Below are 22,056 nucleotides of genomic sequence, written 5' to 3' on the forward strand. Positions count from 1 at the left end.
AGAGAACTGCTTACCGAATTTCAAGTCAATTCAAAACAAAATGTCAAAGAGCAATTGGATTTATTTAATTCAAATTTTTAACGCATCAGTACTAAAGAAAAATAAAAAATGATGATGATGACTTGTTGGAAGATGGAAATAACTTTTAGCATAGCGTTAAAAAAGTTATTCTGTCTTTCAATAAGTGCTAAGTTCAAATCTGTCTACCCGGTTTTCTCCTTTTCGCTTTCCGTTGCCGCTGCTTTTCCTCGTATTCTTTTTCTTTGGCAAAAGCAATATCTTCATAATTATCTCCTTGCGGTTCTAAATCAAAGATGCTGAATAGACTTGAAGTGGCATCTGTAACACCTGATAAATTCAGCGAAGGAGAAGATAGCTTTTCCAGTTGGGGCTTATAACTGACTTGTTGTTCCGGTCTTTCTTCTTTTTCTTTCACCGGAGAATCATTGGATAAGGCTTGAAATTGATTAGCGGAAAATTCTTTACCTAAGCGCGAACCGTTGAGAATAGCCTGATTTTGATAGTCAATAAATGTAACCCCATAAATACGCCCTTGTTCGTTCTGCCGGAAAATGGCACCGATACTTTTTTCTTTCAATAGCAATTTAAAATCATCTATATTATTGGCTTCTTTCATGGCCTTAGCAATAACTGGACGAAGGTTCTCCCTTACCCTATTTCTCTCAATCGCCGATTTGGAGTGCTCAAAATGCTTTTGCATCGCATCATAGCCAACCGATTTTCCAAACTTGGAAGATTTAACCGGGACACCGATTTTTTCTCCTTTGTTATCTATTACCGAATAAACCAATCCCAGATATGGTTTGCCTTTATATTCTCCTTTCACTTCTTCTACCGTTACATTGAATTGTTCCAATAATGTGCGGTATTCTCCAAATGACTGGAAATAGAAATGATTCATCACAGATTTAGCTATATTACCCACCTGATGTTTTATATTTCCTGCTTTGTAGTCTATCTTCTTGGTTGGAGCTTCACTTTCCCGTTTCCCTTTCTTTAGCGGGATAAGATTAAATTCCTGTTCCAGCTCCTTACAAATTTTCATGGAACGGGCAACTTCATAGCTGTCATTTATCTTCTTGCCTGTTTCATCAATCCGCAAGGAAACGATATGTGCATGCGTCCGGTCTATATCCGTATGCTTAAAAACAATATAGGGTTGGTTTCCATAGCCCAACTTCTCCATATAGCATTGGGCTATTTCTGACAACCGTTCATCCGACAGTTTATCTTTCGGATCGGGATTAAGCGAAGCATGGAATACTACTTTTTCAGTTCGGTTATTCATAGCCAAATAAGGAGCAAATGAATCCATACAATCACGGATAGAGAATTTGCTGTCGGGAGAATCAAACATTTTTTGGCTATACACCACATCCGCCTGATTGTCTTCCACCTTGATTTTATTATAGGCTAATACCCCGAATACCGATTTTCCGGAACTTATTTTGGCAAGCATCTTTCCCGGATTTGAGTGTATAAATCTTCTATCTGGGCTTTCATCAGGACAAAATCCAGTGTCGGTTTCTCAATAATCTTCATCATCGAGCGTGCTTTTTCTTCGCCCAGATTCCTAACCAAGACCTGAAAAACCTGATTGTAATTGGTCTTTACCGCCCGGAACTGTGCAAAGAATTGGGACAACAACATCGCAAAATCCATAGCCGATTTATTGATCGGAACGATTTTTACCGGATTGTTCAATATACAATCTGCTATAAACCGGGACTTACTTTTGTGTCCCGACTTATGGTACAAGGATAAAAACCGTTCGTTATCCTTGTTGTTGAGGCGTATCATGTGGCGGTAAGTCTGCTTATCCGCTTTAGGCTTGCGCCCTCTTTTCTTTTTGAGCCGCCTGGCTCCATTATCGACATGTTCCATGTTCATTAATCTTTGAATGTATTTTTTAAAAGGTTCGACTTGGGAGAACCGCCCCCAAACTCTCAGGTTTGGGCAAGAAATGTTTTTGGAAGAAGGAAAATGGAATTTTTCGCTGACAAAAACACTTCTTGCTATTGTCTGATGACAATAAAATCCGCCGGCATTGGCGGACATTAATAGGAACCGGAACGGTTACTCATTTATCGAGAGTTTTAAATCATAGATAACTCCCGGCTTTTCATTCCCGTTGGACAAAGATAGGGGATGAACTTCGCTTATGCACAACAGAATAAGCGGGCAGAAACGGTCAGTCAGTGCCACTTATACTTGATTCCAAAATCAGCTTTCTTTTATCGTTTTCTTTGTGGCATGAAAGCAAAAATGCAAGTCAGGATACAAGAAAAATTGTCTGTTTGCCTATTTGGCGATAAGCATGCAGATAGACAGATGTGCAAATGTTCAAGTAATCAGAAACAGATGCCTGAATAGCTGATTAAATGAATAAAAGAAGAATTGTATAAATGTGGGCAATCATAAAATCATTCATATATGGAAGAAGATAATCAAGTAAACAAAAAAGCAGGTGTGAAGATAGACACAAGTGCATTTATCCGTCAAGTCGCGGTTGCAGGCAGCAATGAAGAAATGCCTAAATCCACACAGGCAGAAAATCAGTTGGAAGTTGCCGGAAACAAAACGAACGCAGAACCGGAAATCTCCATTGAAGAAAAAACAAAAGAACCGCCCAAAAAGAAGCGGGGACAATCGGTAGATTATGAATCGGTATTTCTTTCCCGTAATGAACTTCGTAATCGACAGGGATTGTATATCGGCAAAGACAACTACGAAGTTCTTCAAACTCTTGTCCGCTCAATACGCAATGAACGGATTAGCGTCAGCGGATTGGTTGATAACATCATCAGCCATCATATCGAACTCTATGAAGATGAAATCAATCGTATCTACGAAGATAACATCAAAAGACCCATAAAAAGGAGCGGTAAGTAATTCATTTCAGAAACAGTATAAACTAAAAAAAAGCATCATGAGCAATTCAGAAAATCAAAAACAAGCAAGACCTATGTATCTTTCTTTCTGTACCCAAAAAGGAGGAGCAGGCAAATCCGTCTTCACAACTTTAGTAGCCAGTTATCTGCATTATTTGAAAAACTATAATGTGGCTGTTATTGATTGCGACTTCCCACAATGGAGCATTCAGAAGATGCGGAAGCGGGAAGCGGAACAATTACAAACCAATGCTTTTTATCAAAGGAAAGCAGAATCCCTGTTTACAAAATTAGGTAAACCGACTTATCCTATCGTTCCGACCGAACCGGAACAAGCTCTCGCAAGGGCAAAAGCATTTTTGGAAAACGAATCCGAAAAATACGATGTAGTATTATTCGACTTGCCGGGAACAGTAAACAATGAAAATGTGGTCGAGATATTCTTCCAGATGAATTATCTGTTTGTTCCGATAACCACTTCTCGGATTAATATGGAAAGTACCCTACCATTTATCATTTCTATTAACGAGATGATAACCATGAATCCGCAGGTCAGATTGAAGGGAATCTATCTGTTCTGGAACAGAGTAACGAATCGGGAAAGAAAAGAACTATTCAATTATTACGAAGAGTCTATTTTAGGATTAGGTATTTCCATAATGGAGAGCCGTATCCCGCAAAGCGTTCGTTATGACAGGGAACAATCCATTGAAGGGAATGACTATCTGTTCCTCTCAACAATATTCCCTCCTGATAAACCATTGCTAAATGGCAGCAATTTGGATTTGCTGGTTGAGGAGATAATCAAAACGATCAATCTGTAATCATGGAAGTGGAAAAGATAAAAGCAATTCTATTGGCGACGGCATGCTTCTTTATGGCATGCCTGAACCTTTGGAATATCTTTAAAGATTGGTTCGATAAGAAATATCAATCCAGGAAAGAGGACAATGACAAGAAGAAATGCTCGCTAACCAAAGAACCGATACCAGATATTATCGGGAAAACGAAGTTTAGACTGAAAGATAATATCCTTAAGCAGACACAACCAGAGCCTATAATACCCGAAGGCCTATTGAAAAAGGAAATTGCCGAACTAAAAGAACTGGTACTGCAGCAATCCAAGATGATAGAAGAAAACAAGCCTTTTATGTCTATCCCGTTGGAAGTAAAAGAATCATCCGATATTGATCTGGACACGATAGATGATGAAACGATTCCGATTCTGACGGAAAAGGGACGGGCACAATTCAGCACGGGCACACCCCTTGATGAGTTTGAGTTGGTAGTTAGGACGCTGAAAGGCAATCCGATTACGAAAGAAGAGGAAACTCAGGTTGAACAAATCATTCCTAAAATAGAAGGTACTGATATTTACAACCAATTCACAAAACAGATTCAAGGTGCAGAAGAACGGGCAATGGCTATTCTGAACAGGGTTGAGGATAGTAAGCAAGCCTTATCGGGTAATTGGTCTGAGGGTTTTGGTTATAGAGAATATCTTAGAGAATAATACTCATAATAATCTTTGGGATACACTGCAGAAACCATTCGATATTTGCTAACTTCCTTAAATTAACGTACTTTTGCTTAAACAAAAAATCGCAATTATGGCTGAAATTTCGAACCACGACTTATTTAATTTTCTATATTTTAGTAAAACGGAAAAAGATGTAGAAAATGTTATTCAAAATAATCCCAATATATTTATAGATGATAATTGGCTCCCTCTTGGTGGAAATGAAAATATGTTTGGGATCGTTCGAAATCAACAGTCTAGCCCTATCGCCGCATTAGTTGAAAAAGTAACAAACTCTATTGATGCAATTCTTACGAAAAAATGCTTAGAATCTGGAATTCAACCAGATTCGAACGAAGCCCCTCAATCTATGGAAGAGGCGCTAAGCCTTTTTTATCCAGATTATAAAAACTGGGACTTAAAACAAAACAGAAGAAGACAATCAGAAGATATACAAATCATAGCTGACGGACCAACACGCGAGACATCTGTAATTATCTATGATAATGGAGAGGGACAGCATCCTGAAAAATTCGAAGATACTTTTCTTTCATTAGTAAGAGGAAATAAGATTAATATCCAATTTGTTCAGGGAAAATATAACATGGGAGGAAGCGGAGCATTAGTCTTTTGTGGAAAGAAAAGATATCAACTTATTGCATCTAAGCGTTTCGATGGAACTGGTAATTTTGGATTTACACTAATTCGGCAACGGAAAATTGGTGACTCTGTTTCGAATAGAAGGTCAAGTCATTTCGAATACTTAAAAATAGACAATCAAATACCAAGTTTCCCCATAGACTATTTAGACCTAAAATTGCATGGGCGTAACTTCAAGACGGGAAGCATTATAAAAATGTATTCCTACCAGTTTCCTAGTGGGTATTCTGGGTTTGCACAAGATCTCAACCAGAGTTTGAACGAGTTCCTTTTTGAACCAACTTTGCCGATTCTAACAGTTGACACGAAAGAACGCTATCCTAATAATAAAGTTTTAGAGCTTGATCTATATGGGTTAAAACGAAGGTTAGAAGAATCTCAAAGCGAATACATAGATACTTATTTTTCTGAAGAATATGTTGATGAACTGTTTGGAAAAGCAAAAGTAACTTGCTATGTCTTTAAGCCAAAGACGGAAAAGTATGATGTAAAAAAGAGTAAAGAAATTATTAGAAGTCGATTTTTTAAGAATAATATGTCCGTTATGTTTTCCATAAATGGACAAGTTCATGGGAGTTATACTGCTGAATTTATTACTCGAACTCTTAAATTTAATTTACTGAAAGATTATCTACTAATCCATATTGATTGTACGGGTATGGATCCCGATTTTAGAGAAGAGTTGTTTATGGCATCAAGAGATCGTCTAAAACAAGGAGAAGAAGCATATGCGCTACGCGATTACTTAGGTAAAAAACTAAGAAAAAGTCATTTGGATGAAATAAATAGAAGGAGAAAAGATAGTATTGGCTTAGAAAATGAAGATACAACAGAACTGATAAAATCATTTGCTAAAAATTTGCCAAAAGACAGTGATTTATTTAAGTTATTGCAAAATACACTTAAACTTGAGGAAAAAAGAGAAGAGAAAAAAGAAAAAAAGCCTGCTACTTATAAGCCTAAAACAGAAGTAAAGCCTTTTCTACCACAACGATTCCCAACTTTCTTCAAATTGCATAATAAGAAAGAAGGACTTAATATTATCAGTCTTCCTAAAAACGGGGAGAAAACTATTAAGTTTAATACTGATGTGGAAAATGATTATTTTGATCGCTCAGAATATTCCGGTGATTTAGAAATTAGCATATTGCAGGCGAGAAGAAACAATGAAACTGGTGGTACACAAGAAGGATCAGGTAAAGATATTGCTGGATTATTAAACATTGTAAAGAGTAGTCCCAATAAGGGAACGATAAAGCTTACAATAGAACCAAGAGATGAATTGAATGTTGGCGACGAAATTGAAATTAAAGCATCATTAACAGCTCCGGGAGAGGCTTTTGAAGAAATTATATTAGTCAAAGTTTCAGACAAAGAAGCTCCCAAAGAAAAAATTCCACAAGAAGATGAGTCTGAAGATCATATTGGTTTACCTAAATTACACAAAGTAAAAGAAGATAGTTGGGGAAAATTAGAAGAAAATGGCATTGAAATGGGTTATGATACGGTAATGCATCCCGTTTCGGAAGGAGATCAGTTACAAGAGATTTATATCAATCTTGATAGTAAAGTTTTTTTAAATCATCGTTCTAAACTTAAAGGAGAAGAACAAATTCTTGTCGCAGAAAAAAAATATATATCATCAGTGTATTTTCATACACTGTTTCTTTACATGATTACAAAAAGAAGAAAGTACTCAATCTCGGTAGAAAAAGAAACGGGTATTGAAAATATTGCTATTGATGAATATATCAAAGATGTATTCGATAACTATTACTCCGATTTCTTACTGAATTTCGGAATGGAACAATTAATGGGAGCTTTGGAGGATTAGCTTATCCGAGGTCAGCTTCTCCGGTTTCTTTTAATATATTTTCTAAATACGCCTTTAGTTCTATATGGTTATCTTTACTGTCATAGCAGACGATTTGGATATTAAAGTCTTTTCTCCAGCGTTCAATTTCAGTATTTGAAACAGTTTCTTTTGCCATTAATGCATAATGAGTCGGAGAGCCGCCATGAAATATATTATGTATATATCCTAACAAAAGTAATAGTTCCGGATCATTTAATGAGACTCCCAAAAATAAAATAGAATTTGTTGAAAAAATTGCATGTAAGATGCTTTGATAGCCGCTTTGATTATAAATTATATTTCGATAATCTTTTTCTGTTAATATGATTTCCTTAGGAGTTTTTGCATCCCCATGAGCTTTGAGAACAAAATGATCATTATTCCATAAGCTGTAATTTATAGATGAAGCATCTTTGTAAGTGTAAACTGTAGGAAAAAAATTAACGAAATTTTTCACAAGAGCCTTTTCAACTAATGTATCATAATTAGTGGTGATAATAAACTTAGACTTTAGCTTCACTAAAATATCATGGGTTTCTGTAGGTTGTTTGTTTTTATCCTCAAATCTATCCCGGATCAATCTTTCAAGATCGCTTTGAATTAACTCTCTAATTTCTTCTGCAAGTAAAAGATATTTGGATGGGTTACTTGAAAGATCTCTCATTTCTTGACATTTACCTACATTAAATAGATTTTTCCTTTCAATAATATCTATTAGCTCATTAATTAGCTGAGGCCAGCTTGGCAAACCTGCCCCTATAGAAAGACCTGCTCCTACATATATGCCAAAAGAGTTCTTTTCTATGGCTTTTTTTATGTCCTCAATCATAACTATTTAAGATAAATTCCGTTATTAATAAATTTATTTCTAAAAACTTTATTGCGTATTTCTAAATTTGAGCTCAAATTCCCAGAATACTTGAATGCAATAATATAGTCATATAAGTCTTTGTCATAGGCGGTTGATGCAGGATCATTAATTAAATCAGTGGGATTCCGATGGTTAGTGAGTCTTCTTTGTTCAAACAATTTCAATTGCTCTACAAACTTTTCATTCTCTATTTCTTTTATTTGATCAAATTTTGCATACAACAACCAAAATGTATCGACAAAAGTCCATTTGTTTTTGAAAATACCTTTTTGTAAATTGTTTAGATCATTCATCCAGTCTAATACAGTATTCGTTTTACGTATATAGTCCTGAAAAATATCACCAGTCGCATCTGCTAAGTCTTTGTACAATTTTTCAATATTCTTTGCTTTAACATCTGTTTTTCCTAAGTTATACACTATGGTCATAACATGATCCAGGTAATCCTGATGCTTAAACCTTATATTAGGTATTTTACAATTCGCAAAAAATGGATGATTTTCAACAACTGAAAAAATAGCTGATCCTATATTGCTTGCTAAAGCGTGTCTTAGTTCGACTTGATTAAGTTGTGCTCCCATTTGCAACCGAGCAAATAGACTACGAATTTCTTCAGGTGTAGTTTCGTCAATTATAGCAATATTTAATTCGTAATTATCAAAACTATCTTTGAGCTCTCCGAGATTTGCATAATCAAGATTATTTGTATTCACTCCATTAATAATGGTACTGTCTAAATGATACTTTTCATCACGATCTTCACTCATAAATTCTGTAATGGCTCTAATCCTTTGCTGTCCATCAGTTACCTCGTATTCATATAGCGGATCGTTAGGAGTTGCTCTCAAATAGAACTTTGGCAAATCATAACCACGTAACATAGAATCAATCAACAGCTTTTTCTTTGTTTCAGACCAAACCGAAGTTCTTTGATATTGAGGCGCAGGATTGATTTTCTCAATCTTGGAATTAAGTGTTTTAACTTTCCAATTTGCTATTCGTATTTTCATATTTCTTATATAAAGCAGTTTGCACAATTTATCTCATCATCGTCAAATATATCAACTAATAATCCAGACGTATTTTTTGTTTTATTTGATTGAGTTTTTTTCAAATGGTCAAGTTTTATCTGACGAATACGTTCAGGTTGTATAAGATCAGATAGACTTTCTCCCTGATTCCAAGTATAACCGGATTTCTCATATTCCATCGCCTGCTGAAACTTGTCCGGATGTTGTTCATACAGCCAAACCCATTCTATTTTCTGCTGAAAAAAGCAGAAGTAGCAACCGGAACGACTACGACAATATTGACCAGTTTGACCATCGACTTCAAAATTAATCAAATTGTAATACGAAGGGATGCCTACACCACTTTTTTTGAGGATATTAAGTATATCTTCTTTCACGAGAACATCCGTATTGTCAATTAAAGGAAAATAGTCCAGTCTTCCAACAGGATAATCTGTTCCTTTTAGAAATTCAAAAACAACACGGTTAAAAAGCTTAGTGTCAAAATCTAATAAAGTGTTTAGCTTTTTAGAGTAATAAAAATGCTTGGTTAATGGAGCTTTAATTATTTTCAATACATCCTCAATTTCTTTTTCAGGTGTAAACTCCTTGTATATTTCGATTAGTTTATCAATATTCTGGTTGTTTAATACTTGATTGATTACATCAAGACTCCAGATGTTTTTTCTGAAAGGAAATATAGATTGTATATTGGGTTTTGTTGAAACATAACCTTCCCTTTCTTCATCTCCCCGAATACCAACATACGAAACCGCTAAATCTTCACCTATAAAATCCTCAAATTCTGCGAGTTTCAATTTATTTGTACACCAACGTGCTTGTGGCGAAGGCAAATATCCTCTGTTGACTTTTAGATAATGATCAAAGGGAGTTGGCTCTGGACTCCCTTTTGCTGCAACTAGTCTTTCAATATGACCTAAATAGGATTCCAGTTTATTGACAAGTTCTATAGTCTCCGCCAACTCACACCCCGTATCCGTATTGTAATATTCAATACTTAAATCAGAATAACCATCTTTTAGATAGATTGCAAGAGCTGCACTATCTTTCCCCCCAGAAATACCTAAAACATGTCTTACTTTTGTCATATCACATCTTATTCTCCAGCAATTTAAGCAGAGCATATATGTTTAATTGGTCGTCTGAAGACAACATATTCTTTATATCTTCTTCTAACTTCTTAGCTTTGCTTATCTTATCCTTCGGTATAACAATTTGTTTATTTTTTGTTCCTCCTTGAATGGAGGTTATATCGAACTTGAACACTTCATCTTGAGAATCAAATTTCATTTTTTGAATTTCAACATAATTCAGCAATTCAATAAATGTATGTTTCAACTTGTCTAACAACCACTCTTCTTCTTCATCAAATAGATTTTCTAATGGTTTATTCAAGAGTGTGAATGTCAGGGAATTTAACCATGCTTTCCTGTCTTTCAGATTGGCCATAAGTCGAGCATGAAAAGCTTTCTGTTTTGCAGGTAGCAAGTGCTCTTTTATTTCTTTGTATCTTTTCTCAACCAATGGTTTGTATGATTCATACTCACGCTCTTTAATGCCAAGAGTTTCTAAAATATATGTTTCTATTCTGTTTAACAGTTCATTGTAGCAAGTCCTAAGTTCTCTTATACTATCTCGCAAAATGTTTACGAAATTAGTGAGTAAATGAGGATTATTCAGTAGATCTGTGTCGACAAAACCTAATGCATTAGGCAAATCAACAAAGAAAGTATCTTCGGGATCTCTTGCTTTTGCTAACGTATCTCGTAAATCGATGGCATTCTTACTTAACTTTTTTGTATTCTTTGCATATTCGGGTAACTGTTTGTAAAAAGTAAGAAATGGTCGAATTGTTTCGATGAAAGAAGATTCTCCAATTGATTCTTCTTGAGCGAGGTTTATTACTTCTCGATATTTATTGAATAAGTCTAACTTAACACCACTTACATCAAACGCTTTGATAGAAAAATCTGAAGACTTCCTAATCAGCAGTTCTAAAACTTCTTTATTTATGAATGGTACATATTTTCCATTGCTGTACAAGGCATAATCTTCTTTTTTTATGATTAAATACGTTACCAACCATATATCTAAAAAACCTGGTTTTAGTTTAAATGGAGCTTTGTTTAATATCTGAGTAAGTTCTGTAACTTTTCTTGCTTTGTTTTTACTTGTTTCAAAAAAATCTTCACAGGCTTGCCAAAGTGGAATAAAAGAGTTTTCATTTGGAAGAAAAAATTGATATCCTCCAAATTCATCCTCTCTGTGGATACCTGTATTTTTAAGCATTGTTCTATAAATAGCCTTTTCGGGAGGAAATTTATCTATACCTAAATCTACTAGTCCTGAATTTTCCAATAATTCGTTTAAGAAATTATTCCGTGCTGTGCTCATTGTTGAACTAAGTTTATATTTGTTCAACAATTCATTCTTAAATACAGGTGTTGCATTATAAATCGCATCGCAGATATCGGATAATACTCTATTTAAAACGGTACTGTTTGGAATTGCTATTTCTTGTCCATTATAAATCCATTTGACTTCCGATTCTGAAGAGAATAATGATGACACAACTAAATTCTTAAGATTGCCCATCAAAAATGATTTTCCTTTTTCCAGTTCTCTTTTAGCAACCCAGTCCTCCTTGTCAACTTTATAATCTAAAACATACTGATACTTATCGATTTCAAAAATTAGTTCTTGAATATTGGAAGAGTTTGCATAATAGGCATATATAATTGCGTTTTTCTCCTCTTTGGAATGACTTACAACATCCTCTATAGATATTTTGTCAGAGAATATAAGATTAATATATCCATCAATTTCATCAATCGGTATTTTTGAAATAATATCATCACTAATGATAAACTCAAAAAAGCGGGGAGTTCCTTTTTGATAGCTAATAGCTTTAGCTTGAATATAATTTAAATCAAAGTATTTTTTGAGCTTATTTATGAAGTCTATTCCTTTTCGAAGAACTGTTCCTGCTTCTAATAATTCAACATCAATGTCTAAATCGGTACCTTCAAACAATACATATTGAGATTTGTAGATTGCGTAACGAATAACTTTAGCTTGGACTAATCGATCTATTATAGGCTCTGGTTCCGAAACTCCTAGCGCTAGTTTAGCATAAGAAATAAGAAAAACTTTATCTAGAGTTGTTCCAGACTTGGCAAAAATATTTAATAAACCAATAGTTTTAACTAATTTGTAAGCGTCTATAGTTTCTTGACCGTCAAATAATGCTTCAACTCTTTCTATTGCAACTTTTAATGCTGTCCAGTTCGTAGAATCCTGATTAACTTCAACCAGATAAGAATAAAAATTATATTCAATATAGTTGTATACATCAGCAATATTAAACGTCTCATTTTCTGATGGAACAAAATATTTAAGACTGTTTTGATCTTCTGATTCTAAAAAAGAAAAAAGCGACCGTTCATTCTGTCCATACTTTTGTATGGCTAATGTGAGAATATAAGCAGAGAACAAGTCCATTGGATAAATGTTATCTGCTAACTCTTTTGTCAAAGCAACAGAGCTGTTGATAAATTTTGTATCAAAAGCTAAACCGTAAAGCTTTTCTTGGTTTTTTTTGTTGGGAATTTCTGGTGATAATCCATTTTCCTGCAAATAGCTTGAAGCAAGGAATAACAGTTGCTCTACAGGTTCATTAAACACAACTTCTTTAAATCGCCCTTTCACTTTTTCCCACTCATTGCGTTGATTTTTGGATAATCGAAATGCATAAGAAGTAAAGTTTTGATGAAGAGTTGTTATTAGATAGATTTTTTTTGACGAATCACTTATATATTCAGAAAATTGTTGAATAAAATACAGTTCTTCTTCAGGGTTGCTGTTCGCTGCATGTTCAAGCACTTTGCCAAATTCATCAACTACGATGAACAAGTATTGATTACCTTTAATGTTGTCAGCATAATAGTTGTCAAAAGATTTGAAGAAATTGCTTCTTCCGTCAAATCCCAATTTATTCCGTATAAGCTGTTGAAATGAAGCGTAGTCGCCGACTATGTTTAAAAATTCAAAAGATTCATTTTTGTCAAAAGCCAAGTTCTGATCAAAAAGAAGATTGTTGGTTTCAGAGAAATTCTCTTCAAAAGCCATTAGAAAACTAGACTTTCCTGTTCCGTATGTTCCAATTATATTAAACGAATGAAATCCTGTTTTGATACCATTTATGACAGTTGCGGAAACATTCTTCGCATTGGGAGTCGGTATATATTGAATACTGGAAAAAGTATCCCGCTCAATATTTATAGAAGGACTATATCTCATTATTTTTCGCTTGTACTGTTTGATAATATAACTCTAAAATACTCCAATTATCATTTGGACGTTCTTTAATCTGAACTTGTTTATTTCCAGCATCTTCTTTATAGACCAGCCAATTAAAATTTTCATCAGCTTCTCTCAAAAGACGGTCCATCACGTTTTCTGTTAGGCATAAAATCAAACCAATTGGATTCTTACCATACATCAAGTCCCTGAAGTCAATTGTATTATCTTTAAATGATGAGAGAAGGATGAATACGATCAGCTGATATGGAGGCAAATTCGTATTACGAAGATTAAAAGAATAAGTATCCTTTTCTGACTCCGAATTTTTGAAATGAAGAATCAATCCCAAGTCCAATAAGAGTGTTGAGTATAGTTCATCTATACTACCGGATGTCACTGGTTGAACATAATTCCGGATTAATGTCCTAATATCTTTTTGTATAGTATTGGAATTAAAAGGGAAGTCTTCTTCAAAGCATTTTCTTTTCAGAAAACCTTCTAATGCTTGCATGTCAAACTCATTTCTCGAACGATGATATTCTCCAAAAACTAAGCTATAAATACTTGCATAATTAGTAGCTGCCAACATGTAATGTAGAAGCCATAGGGTTGTTCGATCTTCGAGATATTTATCAAGACCTTCGTTCTCGTCAAAAATATGATGAGCAAAATGAGTTAATTCATTTTCATTGTTTAGTAATCCAAAAGATTTCATCCAGAATCTTATGGAAGCAACCATATTTTTTCCAACCCCAAGCTCTATTACGGCGTTTTCATCAACAAATGAATGTCCTTGAGTTATATAGTCATATCCCTTTTTTAACCAAAAACTTTTACAATGAAAAGTTTCATGTCCTGAGAAAGTGTATTTTAGCATATCATGAAGCTATATATCTATCCCCTTTCGATTTAGTACAATAATTCATCTCTGAGGAATTTTATTTTTCCGTCAAATATACTCATTTTACCCTGATTCGGCTTATTGTTGAAAGACATTATTTGATAATTCATTGGATAATAGCAAAATAGAACACATTCAAGTGCTTGTTTACAAGCCGATTAATACCATAAGAACTATTCTAGTGCTCTATTACCCTAATCTCCTCTACTGGATACCAATAAGCCACTCCCACAACCTTACTTCTATTTTCTGTTGGCAAATTCATAAAATCAACAATCCGTTCTTCCTTCGGAAAACAGGACTGGCAATAAACAGGAATGACTCCTTCTGGTACAATCCCTATGTAGTCAGTTCCGGATACCATTGCCAGAATTTCTTTGGCATCCCATAGTTTGAAAGAAATATTATGGTTATACAAAGCTATAGCAAATCGAACTGTTTCGGCTATGCGGCTACTACTTTTTCCGGCAAGAGATAATCTCCAGCCATCTGCTTGCTTATCAACATACAGCGAAATATGTGTAGAATTACCACCTCGACAAACTTCCCACGGATGACCAAATTGCCATTCTCGTTTATCGAACCATTCTTCAAATGCTTGGGGGGAATCAAGATTCAGTTGGGTAAGTCCAAAATCCCTTCCATCTGCAAACTTGCGGTATAAATCTACTGGTTTCATATCTGCACTATGCATATAACCATTAGCTTCATAACCGATTTTGCAGCAATCAAAGAAGATGCCAGAGGTCATTTTCTTTGGGAAAACAGTTCGTTCATCATTCTCGGACAATTCTACAATGGCCTTTAGAGTTTCTATGTCAGTTTCAGTTAATCCTTTCAGCATCCACTCCTTTTCTTCCGGGTCAATGTTCCAATAATCCTGCCGAAGGATGCGACCTGTACGTTTTGTATAAGGAAGATGTTTATTGATATACTCATTATACCCAGTTGTATCTCTTTTGAGCCAATTAAGACATTTGCTAACGGCTTGATCAATCCATGAAATAAGTTGGAGATTGATGGATTCTGTAATATTCGATGCTTCCTTCTTTATATGCAGAGTAAGTTTACTGTCAATGAAAAGAAAACATTCTTCATTATAACGTTTTACAGAGAGAAGATACCATTTTACTAGATCAGGATATCCTTCTTCCCATATCTTTTCGAAGTCACTTTTGCTACTTACAATCTCATTCTCCAAATACTCATCATAATCTCCGAAATCCTCTATAGAACCACGTTCTATGGTTAGCCAAAGTTCACGACATTCATCATTGCCACAGATTGCAACACATTGAAGCTCCTCTATTATACTTAACAAAACATCTTTCTCCCCCTGACTGAGTAAATCAGGATGATATTGCGCCCTTTCAATGAGGTTATCAAATACGGGAGCAGATAAAGTAGCTATACTATTTGATTGTTGCATCCAACAAAAGTAGTCATATTTTAGCCGATATATCTCATAAAAACAAGAATTGACTGGATAGTGGTGGGGTAATTTACTCAGCAAGTAAATGAGAAAAACCTCTTTTGTTTTGTACGCAAAATAAAAAGGCTTCATTTTCGTCTTGTCGATAGAACAGAAATGCTCTTAATTCATCTCGATACTTTATTTTGTTTCCATAATGCACTATTTTTGCTGCATAACAGAAACGAAAAAAGCTAATTGCTTTAATTGAGGAGGCAGGCAGATTCAATATGATTCCATCCTTTGCAAAAATAATCATGCTAATAGGCGAGCAAAACGATGAAAGATAATCATTCTCACCCCTTCTTTTTTTGTCCGAAAAAAAGCAGTAATTTCAGACAAAAATAAACTTTCCTCTTGTTTTGTCCGAAAAAAAGCAGTAATTTCGGACAAAATTTAATAAAACAAGAAATATGGCACATGTTTTATCCAAGGAAATTAAACACCGCATAATGCAAAACGGAGAAGGAAGGCTTTATGTGATAAGTGATTTTGCTGATTTGAATAATGATGCATTGGTTGCTAGAGTGCTATCCCGACTTGAAAATGAGAAATTTCTGATACGTCTCTCGCAAGGCATCTATTTGTATCCAAGTCGTAATCGTTATGGGATACATAAACCATCTATTGACACAATTGCAAAAACGATTGCCGAAAAAGACAAGGCGCGTATTATCCCATCAGGCTTAACTGCTTTGAATGCTTTAGGGCTATCAACTCAGGTCCCAATGAATGCTGTATATCTAACAAATGGTACTCCAAGATCAATTACAGTGGGTAATCGCAAAATCATTTTCAAGAAGAGCGTCCCCAGAAATTTTGCTTATCAAAGCGAGTTGTTTTCTTTAGCTGTATCAGCAATGAAAGAAATCGGCGAAAATAGTATAGATGACAATACGATACTGACAATAAAAGAAATACTTGCTAAGGAGCCAAATCAGGAAATGATTAGGCAGGATTTCCTTATAGCACCACAGTGGATTCGCAAGAAATTAAATATAATCTGATTATGGGAACGACGTTAAAACGGAACTGGATATATCTACCTTTAGAAGAAAAGCAAACCATCCTTGCAAATGTAGCAGAAGAAAAAGGTATTGATGATAATGCCGTAGAAAAAGATTTTTGGGTAAGTATGGTGTTGAAAGCCATTTTTGGATTGCCATGCTGTAAAGGAGTGGTTTTTAAGGGTGGAACGAGTCTTAGCAAAGGCTGGGATTTAATAGAGCGATTCTCGGAAGATTGCGATCTTGCCATAGATAGAGCTGCTCTCGGATTTGGAGAGAATCTAAGTAAGAAGGAACGTACTGAATTAAGAAAAGAATCAAAACGATTCGTAGACAACACACTTGTTCCTGAGATAGAAAAAGCATTGGACGCATTGGGGTTATCAGGACATTTTAAGTTGGTGAATCCTGAAACAACAGTATCGGATAAAGATCCTGTTGAGTTTTTCATCGAATATACCTCTATATTGCCTGATAAGAACCCATACATAGCCGAAAGAGTTAAGGTTGAAATAAGTTGCCGTTCTCTAATCGAACCATCTGAACCTGTTGAAATGCGATCTATGATTGAAGAAGCATACCCGGATGAGCCTTTTAGTGAATCACCGTTTGTTGTGCCAACAGTTTTTCCGGGAAAGACGTTTTTAGAGAAGGTCTTTCTTCTTCATGAAGAATTTAATCGTATAGGGGGCGGTACAAAAATCGATAGACTCACCAGACATCTTTATGATATAGAGAAGATGATGGATAAAGAATTTGCCATAAAAGCGATGAATGATGAGTTCTTATACTCTCATATTGTTGAACATCGAAACAAATTTACCGCATGGAGTGGATTTGATTACCAAAGCCACCATCCTTCAACGATTTCTTTCTTGCCGCCGGAATCCTTGATTGAAACACTTAAAGATGATTATAAAAAGATGCAAGAAGGGTTCATTTATGGGAAGAAGCTATCTTATGATGAACTAATAAAACGCATTACTATTTTACAAGAACGGTTCAGAGAACTGACATGCAATACTCCATTCTTTAATCCTAAGTTAAAAGAATTGATTGCTTTTCTGACAGAAAATGTGGTTTCCGGAAAGAGTTTTGATTTCTTAAGTCTCCCTCAAAGGATGCTCCAAAAAATGCATGATTTCCTTAATCAAGTAAACTCGGATGGTGGAAGTTATAAAATCTCTAACATTCATTTTAATACAGACAAAAAAGATAATCATATTACTATAACAGTTAGATCTGGACATAAGTATCAAGGCATCTATATTTTTGAATAATCAATACCATATCATCCGCAATAATATACAGATTGTGTGTATTATTGCGGATGCATTACTTATATGAAATTCTGTTGGGGCTCTCTTTCTCATTTTTATCTACATCTACAGAACGATAATTGCCATAGTTCATTAGTTTATTGTGTTGTGCTGTTATTAGTTTGTTATGCAGAAATCAATATTGTAGGCTGTTAATCAACGTTTTAAAATATTCTTTTGGAATAAAAATCCGAAAGAAGTCTTCATGGTTAAAGATGTTTTTCGTAACTTTGTAAAAGAAATCATGCAAATAGCGAGCAGAACGATGAAAAATAATCGTGTGCTAAATCGTGTGGGATTCCAAATTTAAGAAAATATAAAAGGCTGACTATCAATAGAGATACGGTAACAGTTCTCTTCCTTGGGGCAATAGAACTTTTTCTATATATTGCCACTGGGTTTCTGTTAAATCGGTAGGATACATTTCTTTTTTAGTTTGGTCACTTCAAAGAAACATCTTCCAGCTTGTTTTGCGAAGCCCTATATTATTTTTTAGTAATCAAATTTAAACAGACTCTTATAAATGCGAGCCTTCGGATATGGGCGAAAAAAAGGCATTCGAAGCCTTGCCCCGGATGCCCACCACTAAAAGATCAATGTTAAACGACTATTCCGAATCGTAAAACAAAGTCTTTCAGTGGCAAAGATAATGAAGATTTTACTTAGAACGTCGTTTTTTGCTGCCTCCTTTATTTTGCGGGAACTCAAAGACTGTTTTATAGTCTGTATCGAATTTGATTGCCGCCTCGAAAGTGCTTCCGGTCTTACTGCTTACAAAACCTTTAATAAGGGCGGTCTTGCCGCTGATCAAAAGGTCTGTCAGTTGCCCGTCCGTCAGTTCCTTTTTAGCAATGGAACGCCATACGGTAAGCCCACAGGCTTCATTCTGACACTTGGCGACTTTATTGTAGAGAACCACATTCCCGCTCTTGCATTTCGGGCAAGGGCATGACTGGCGGTTATCCTGCCCTTCAAATGTCATATCAAGCAATTCGGACGTTATCTGTGAAGCATAAACCTCTATTGCTTTATGGAATGTCGATGCCTCCATATCGCCCGATGCGATCTTATTCAGGGCTTGTTCCCATTGCCCTGTCATGGCAACGTCCGCAATCTTCTTATCCTTTACCGCCAGATAGACCACCAGCCCTTTGTTTGTCGGGACAAGGGATTTCTTTTCACGGGTGATATACTCGCGGGAAAATAGGGTTTCAATAATGGCGGCGCGGGTAGCGGGTGTTCCGATACCGCAGTCTTTCATCGCTTCACGCTCTTCCTCGTTCTCTACCTCCTTACCCGCACTCTCCATCGCCGCAAGCAATGAACTTTCCGTGTGAAGCGGGCGGGGCTTGGTTTGCTTCTCCTGAATTTCGCAATCACGGATAGATAGACTATCGCCTTCAATGAGGGCGGGTAAAACTGTCGTATCGTCCTCATCGTTTGGCTCGTCCTTAAAGTTAAATACTGCTCTCCAACCGGGGACGAGCGTAACGCTCCCTTTGCAGGAAAAGTGTACGCCGCCCGCGTCAAGCGAAACGGTGGTGTTCTCTTTGATGCAACGTTCGCCGAAGGCTTCAAGCATACGCCCGGCAACCATATCGTAGATAAGCTGTTCATCTTTGGATAATCCGGTAGCCGGATCTTCCGTAATAATCAGCGCATGGTGGTCGGTAACTTTTGTATCGTCCACCGAACGGGTATTAAGCGTTGTATCGAATCTGCTGTCGATATATGTCCCGAAATCGGGATGCGAACGAAGCATAGCGATCAGGTGCGGTATTTCCTCCAGTACGTCTTCGGAGATATAGCGGCTTCCTGTTCGGGGGTACGAGATTTTTTTCGCTTCGTATAATGCTTGCGCTATCGTCAGGGTCTTATCTGCCGAAAAACCATGCTTGCTATTGGCTTCTTTTTGAAGGGTGGTAAGGTCGTACAGCAAGGGCGGTTCCTGTTTGACCTCTTTACGCTCTACACCAGTAACTTTAACCGCTCCGGCATCTTTGACCTGTGCCGTTACTTCTTCGGCAATGGTTCGTGTAACGAATCTATCCACCGAAAGGGCGGGAAAAGCCACCGCATCTTTCGCCGTATGCAGTTTCAGGCGGAAATAAGTTTGCGGCTTGAAATCCTTATTTTCAAGGTATCTACTGCAAATAATCGCCAGTGTCGGTGTTTGTACCCTGCCGAGCGACCAAATGTCCGAAAGCCCACGTAACGGCATACCCGTTACCCTCTATATAGCCATCTTTTTTATTATTTGCGCCGACTATGGCTGCTATACTCTTAGCCACAGACGGTTTTTCTGCAATTATAATTTTCATTTTAACATTGATTTTTTAGTGGTTGAAATAATGGATTACATCTTGCGCCCTTTCCCTTTCTTTGGAGCGGCAGGGGATTGTTTTTGCTCCTGCTTCTGCTCCTTTTTCTCCGCCTGTTTCTCAGTGGGCTGCGATTGACCTTTCTTTAGCGGCTCGTTGGAATGTTTGGTAGCTTCGTTAGTCTTACCTTCGTTATTGACTGCAACTTGTGTTTTACTTTCTGCGGCGGGTTTGATGTTCTGTGTATTCTGTGCCGCCTGCTTTGCCTCAATAGCCCGTACCTGATCGGGATGCTTAGTGCTATGGCGAACCTTGCCTTTATCTTCGTCAATCCATACCCACGCATTGTACTTCTGCCCTTTCTAGTCGGTAGCTTCAACTTTCTGTGATCCCGAAGCATCCGCCTGTTGTTTGGGTTTCTGCGATTCCATGTCCTTGACAAAGACAGGTTCTTTGTTACACAGTTTGTCGAAATCCTCGCGGGAAAGTTGTACGCCGCCCTGTTTGGAATAGACCCAAATCTCACCGAGCTTGCGGGCTTTAGGCATTTTCTGCTCCTGACCTTCCGCCTGCCCCTCGCCCTGCTTGGCTCGCCGTTCTTGGTTGAACTGCTGGCGTTGCTCATCGCTGAACTTAAAGTCGAAGTTTTTACTGGCGGCATTGTACTGAACGAAGCGGTCAATCTTTGAGGGTTGTTCGCCTTGTTTAACTTTCTTATCCATACCCTCAATCCAAACGGCTTTACCCTCTTTCAACCCTTGCTGTTGTTCTTCGGAAAGCGGGGCATTTTTCAAGGTTTGCGGAATACAAATATCCTTCAACGCCATAGCTTCAAAGCGGTTGGTAAGTTTATCAAGGGAGATAAGCGAAGGAACTTTTTCGCCTCCGGCTATGGGTTCGAGATCGAACACACGCCCGCCGTGCCCTGTCTTTTGGAACTGCTCTTTATCCTGCTCGGTAAAGACAACTCCCATGAACGGTTTTTCAAAATCGGGCTGCTCCTGCTTGGGATGGGTAGCGATTTTGATACTGCCGTCCGGCTGCTGTTCCAGCGATAAGCGGGCTTGCATGGGAAACTCCTGTCCGTCAACGACAGGCTTAATTTCGACCAGACCGGGCGACTTATGCCCGTAAACCATTGCTTTAAGAGCATCTTGCAAGTTTTCGCCGGAAACGCCTAACTTTTCAACTTTCTTCCAGTTGAGCTTATTCAGGTCTAAAGCTTGATACTTGCCTGTAAATTCTACCTCTATGCGTATCTTACCGTCAAATTTGACGCGGTACGGGTCGAGTGCCTTGTCTTTGTGGTCGATACGGATAAGTTTGTCGAAGAAAGCCGCGACCTTATCCACCGCCGATGCGGTAACTGCATAAACGCCCGTGTGTGATGGGTGGCTGAACTGTGCCGAAAACTTCTTGAAGAAATTCTCCAACGCATTGCCGTTGGTGTCAATCTTCATAAACTGGTCGGCGTTCTCTTTCTTGGGATCGACCGTTTTTAACTTGCCGTCCTGTTCTCCTGCGATGGCTTTTAGCTTGCCATCTTCGCCCTGTGTCAGAAAGACTTTAGGCTCTTCATTTTTCACTTTTTTTTCGTCCATAATAAATATGTTTTTATTCTGCATACTATTAATGCAGAACGAAAATAAGCCTAAGTAATGGATTGACTGCAAGGATTTAAGACGGTGGATGCTTGTGTCCGGGGTTGTCTGGGGGGAGTTTTGGAAATCGGGGTGTATTTAAGTTCCGGTTTTGGAAATAAATGGACGAACACCATAGAACTATATCGAACAAGAGGCTGTCTCACAATGATGAGATGGCCTTTTTTTTGTTTTCTCTTTATTCCGCTTTGTTTTTCTCTTTTATTTCCGATTCGTTCTTTTTTGT

16 protein-coding genes and 1 pseudogene are annotated in these 22,056 nt (G+C 36.9%); 6 read left to right on the forward strand and 11 right to left on the reverse strand.

Annotation, left to right across the window (positions count from 1 at the left end):
* Positions 1–193 precede the first annotated feature (193 nt).
* Positions 194–1,480 carry a conjugal transfer protein MobB gene (gene mobB, locus M2132_RS10510; protein ID WP_280673366.1) on the reverse strand — a complete coding sequence of 429 codons (1,287 nt, stop codon included), beginning with the start codon at positions 1,478–1,480 and terminating at the stop codon, positions 194–196.
* Complete coding sequence (locus M2132_RS10515; protein WP_280673364.1) at positions 1,465–1,911, reverse strand: hypothetical protein; 447 nt, start codon at positions 1,909–1,911, stop codon at positions 1,465–1,467. Before M2132_RS10515 ends, mobB begins: the two co-directional genes overlap by 16 nt.
* Before the next feature lie 543 nt (positions 1,912–2,454).
* Here M2132_RS10515 and M2132_RS10520 point away from each other — a divergent pair.
* The 4 genes from M2132_RS10520 (at position 2,455) to M2132_RS10535 (ending at position 6,925) form a co-directional block, all read left to right on the forward strand.
* Complete coding sequence (locus M2132_RS10520; protein WP_280673362.1) at positions 2,455–2,913, forward strand: DUF3408 domain-containing protein; 459 nt, start codon at positions 2,455–2,457, stop codon at positions 2,911–2,913.
* A gap of 37 nt (positions 2,914–2,950) precedes the next feature.
* A complete protein-coding gene (locus tag M2132_RS10525) occupies positions 2,951–3,736 on the forward strand; it encodes a division plane positioning ATPase MipZ (RefSeq protein ID WP_280673360.1) in 786 nt (261 codons plus the stop codon).
* A 2-nt stretch (positions 3,737–3,738) separates the two neighbouring features.
* Positions 3,739–4,425, forward strand: a complete 687-nt coding sequence (locus M2132_RS10530) for a hypothetical protein (protein ID WP_280673358.1) — start codon at positions 3,739–3,741, stop codon at positions 4,423–4,425.
* A gap of 97 nt (positions 4,426–4,522) precedes the next feature.
* Positions 4,523–6,925 carry a hypothetical protein gene (locus tag M2132_RS10535; RefSeq protein ID WP_280673356.1) on the forward strand — a complete coding sequence of 801 codons (2,403 nt, stop codon included), beginning with the start codon at positions 4,523–4,525 and terminating at the stop codon, positions 6,923–6,925.
* A gap of 1 nt (position 6,926) precedes the next feature.
* On the opposite strand, the gene M2132_RS10540 is transcribed toward M2132_RS10535, so the two are convergent.
* From M2132_RS10540 to M2132_RS10565, 6 genes are all read right to left on the reverse strand, one after another.
* Positions 6,927–7,775: an SIR2 family protein gene (locus M2132_RS10540; protein WP_280673354.1), complete on the reverse strand. Its 849-nt coding sequence runs from the start codon at positions 7,773–7,775 to the stop codon at positions 6,927–6,929.
* A 2-nt stretch (positions 7,776–7,777) separates the two neighbouring features.
* On the reverse strand, positions 7,778–8,827 hold the full coding sequence (locus tag M2132_RS10545; protein ID WP_280673352.1) for a DUF262 domain-containing protein: 1,050 nt from the start codon (positions 8,825–8,827) through the stop codon (positions 7,778–7,780).
* A 5-nt stretch (positions 8,828–8,832) separates the two neighbouring features.
* Complete coding sequence (locus tag M2132_RS10550; RefSeq protein WP_280673350.1) at positions 8,833–9,936, reverse strand: phosphoadenosine phosphosulfate reductase; 1,104 nt, start codon at positions 9,934–9,936, stop codon at positions 8,833–8,835.
* Between the two features lies 1 nt (position 9,937).
* Positions 9,938–13,147 (reverse strand): hypothetical protein, encoded by a 3,210-nt coding sequence (locus tag M2132_RS10555; protein WP_280673348.1) that lies wholly within the window; start codon positions 13,145–13,147, stop codon positions 9,938–9,940.
* On the reverse strand, positions 13,137–14,027 hold the full coding sequence (locus M2132_RS10560; RefSeq protein WP_280673346.1) for a DUF4007 family protein: 891 nt from the start codon (positions 14,025–14,027) through the stop codon (positions 13,137–13,139). Before M2132_RS10560 ends, M2132_RS10555 begins: the two co-directional genes overlap by 11 nt.
* Positions 14,028–14,229: 202 nt before the next feature.
* The gene (locus M2132_RS10565) at positions 14,230–15,615 is read right to left on the reverse strand and encodes a hypothetical protein (RefSeq protein WP_280673344.1); all 1,386 of its coding nucleotides are present in this window, start codon (positions 15,613–15,615) and stop codon (positions 14,230–14,232) included.
* A gap of 320 nt (positions 15,616–15,935) precedes the next feature.
* Between M2132_RS10565 and M2132_RS10570 the strand changes: the two genes are divergently transcribed.
* Together M2132_RS10570 and M2132_RS10575 are read left to right on the forward strand one after the other, a co-directional pair.
* The gene (locus M2132_RS10570) at positions 15,936–16,529 is read left to right on the forward strand and encodes a DUF6088 family protein (protein WP_280673342.1); all 594 of its coding nucleotides are present in this window, start codon (positions 15,936–15,938) and stop codon (positions 16,527–16,529) included.
* 2 nt (positions 16,530–16,531) lie between these two features.
* The gene (locus M2132_RS10575; RefSeq protein WP_280673340.1) at positions 16,532–17,809 is read left to right on the forward strand and encodes a nucleotidyl transferase AbiEii/AbiGii toxin family protein; all 1,278 of its coding nucleotides are present in this window, start codon (positions 16,532–16,534) and stop codon (positions 17,807–17,809) included.
* A 697-nt stretch (positions 17,810–18,506) separates the two neighbouring features.
* Here M2132_RS10575 and M2132_RS10580 read toward each other — a convergent pair.
* From M2132_RS10580 to M2132_RS10590, 3 genes and pseudogenes are all read right to left on the reverse strand, one after another.
* Positions 18,507–20,169: pseudogene (locus M2132_RS10580) on the reverse strand (DNA topoisomerase).
* A gap of 362 nt (positions 20,170–20,531) precedes the next feature.
* Positions 20,532–21,770 carry a DUF3945 domain-containing protein gene (locus tag M2132_RS10585; protein WP_280673338.1) on the reverse strand — a complete coding sequence of 413 codons (1,239 nt, stop codon included), beginning with the start codon at positions 21,768–21,770 and terminating at the stop codon, positions 20,532–20,534.
* Between the two features lie 50 nt (positions 21,771–21,820).
* The coding region (locus tag M2132_RS10590; RefSeq protein WP_280673336.1) for a hypothetical protein at positions 21,821–22,056 on the reverse strand (236 nt) is incomplete at its 5' end.

It is taken from the genome of Dysgonomonas sp. PH5-45, from assembly GCF_029893235.1.
In the GTDB taxonomy this organism is placed as follows: domain Bacteria; phylum Bacteroidota; class Bacteroidia; order Bacteroidales; family Dysgonomonadaceae; genus UBA1309.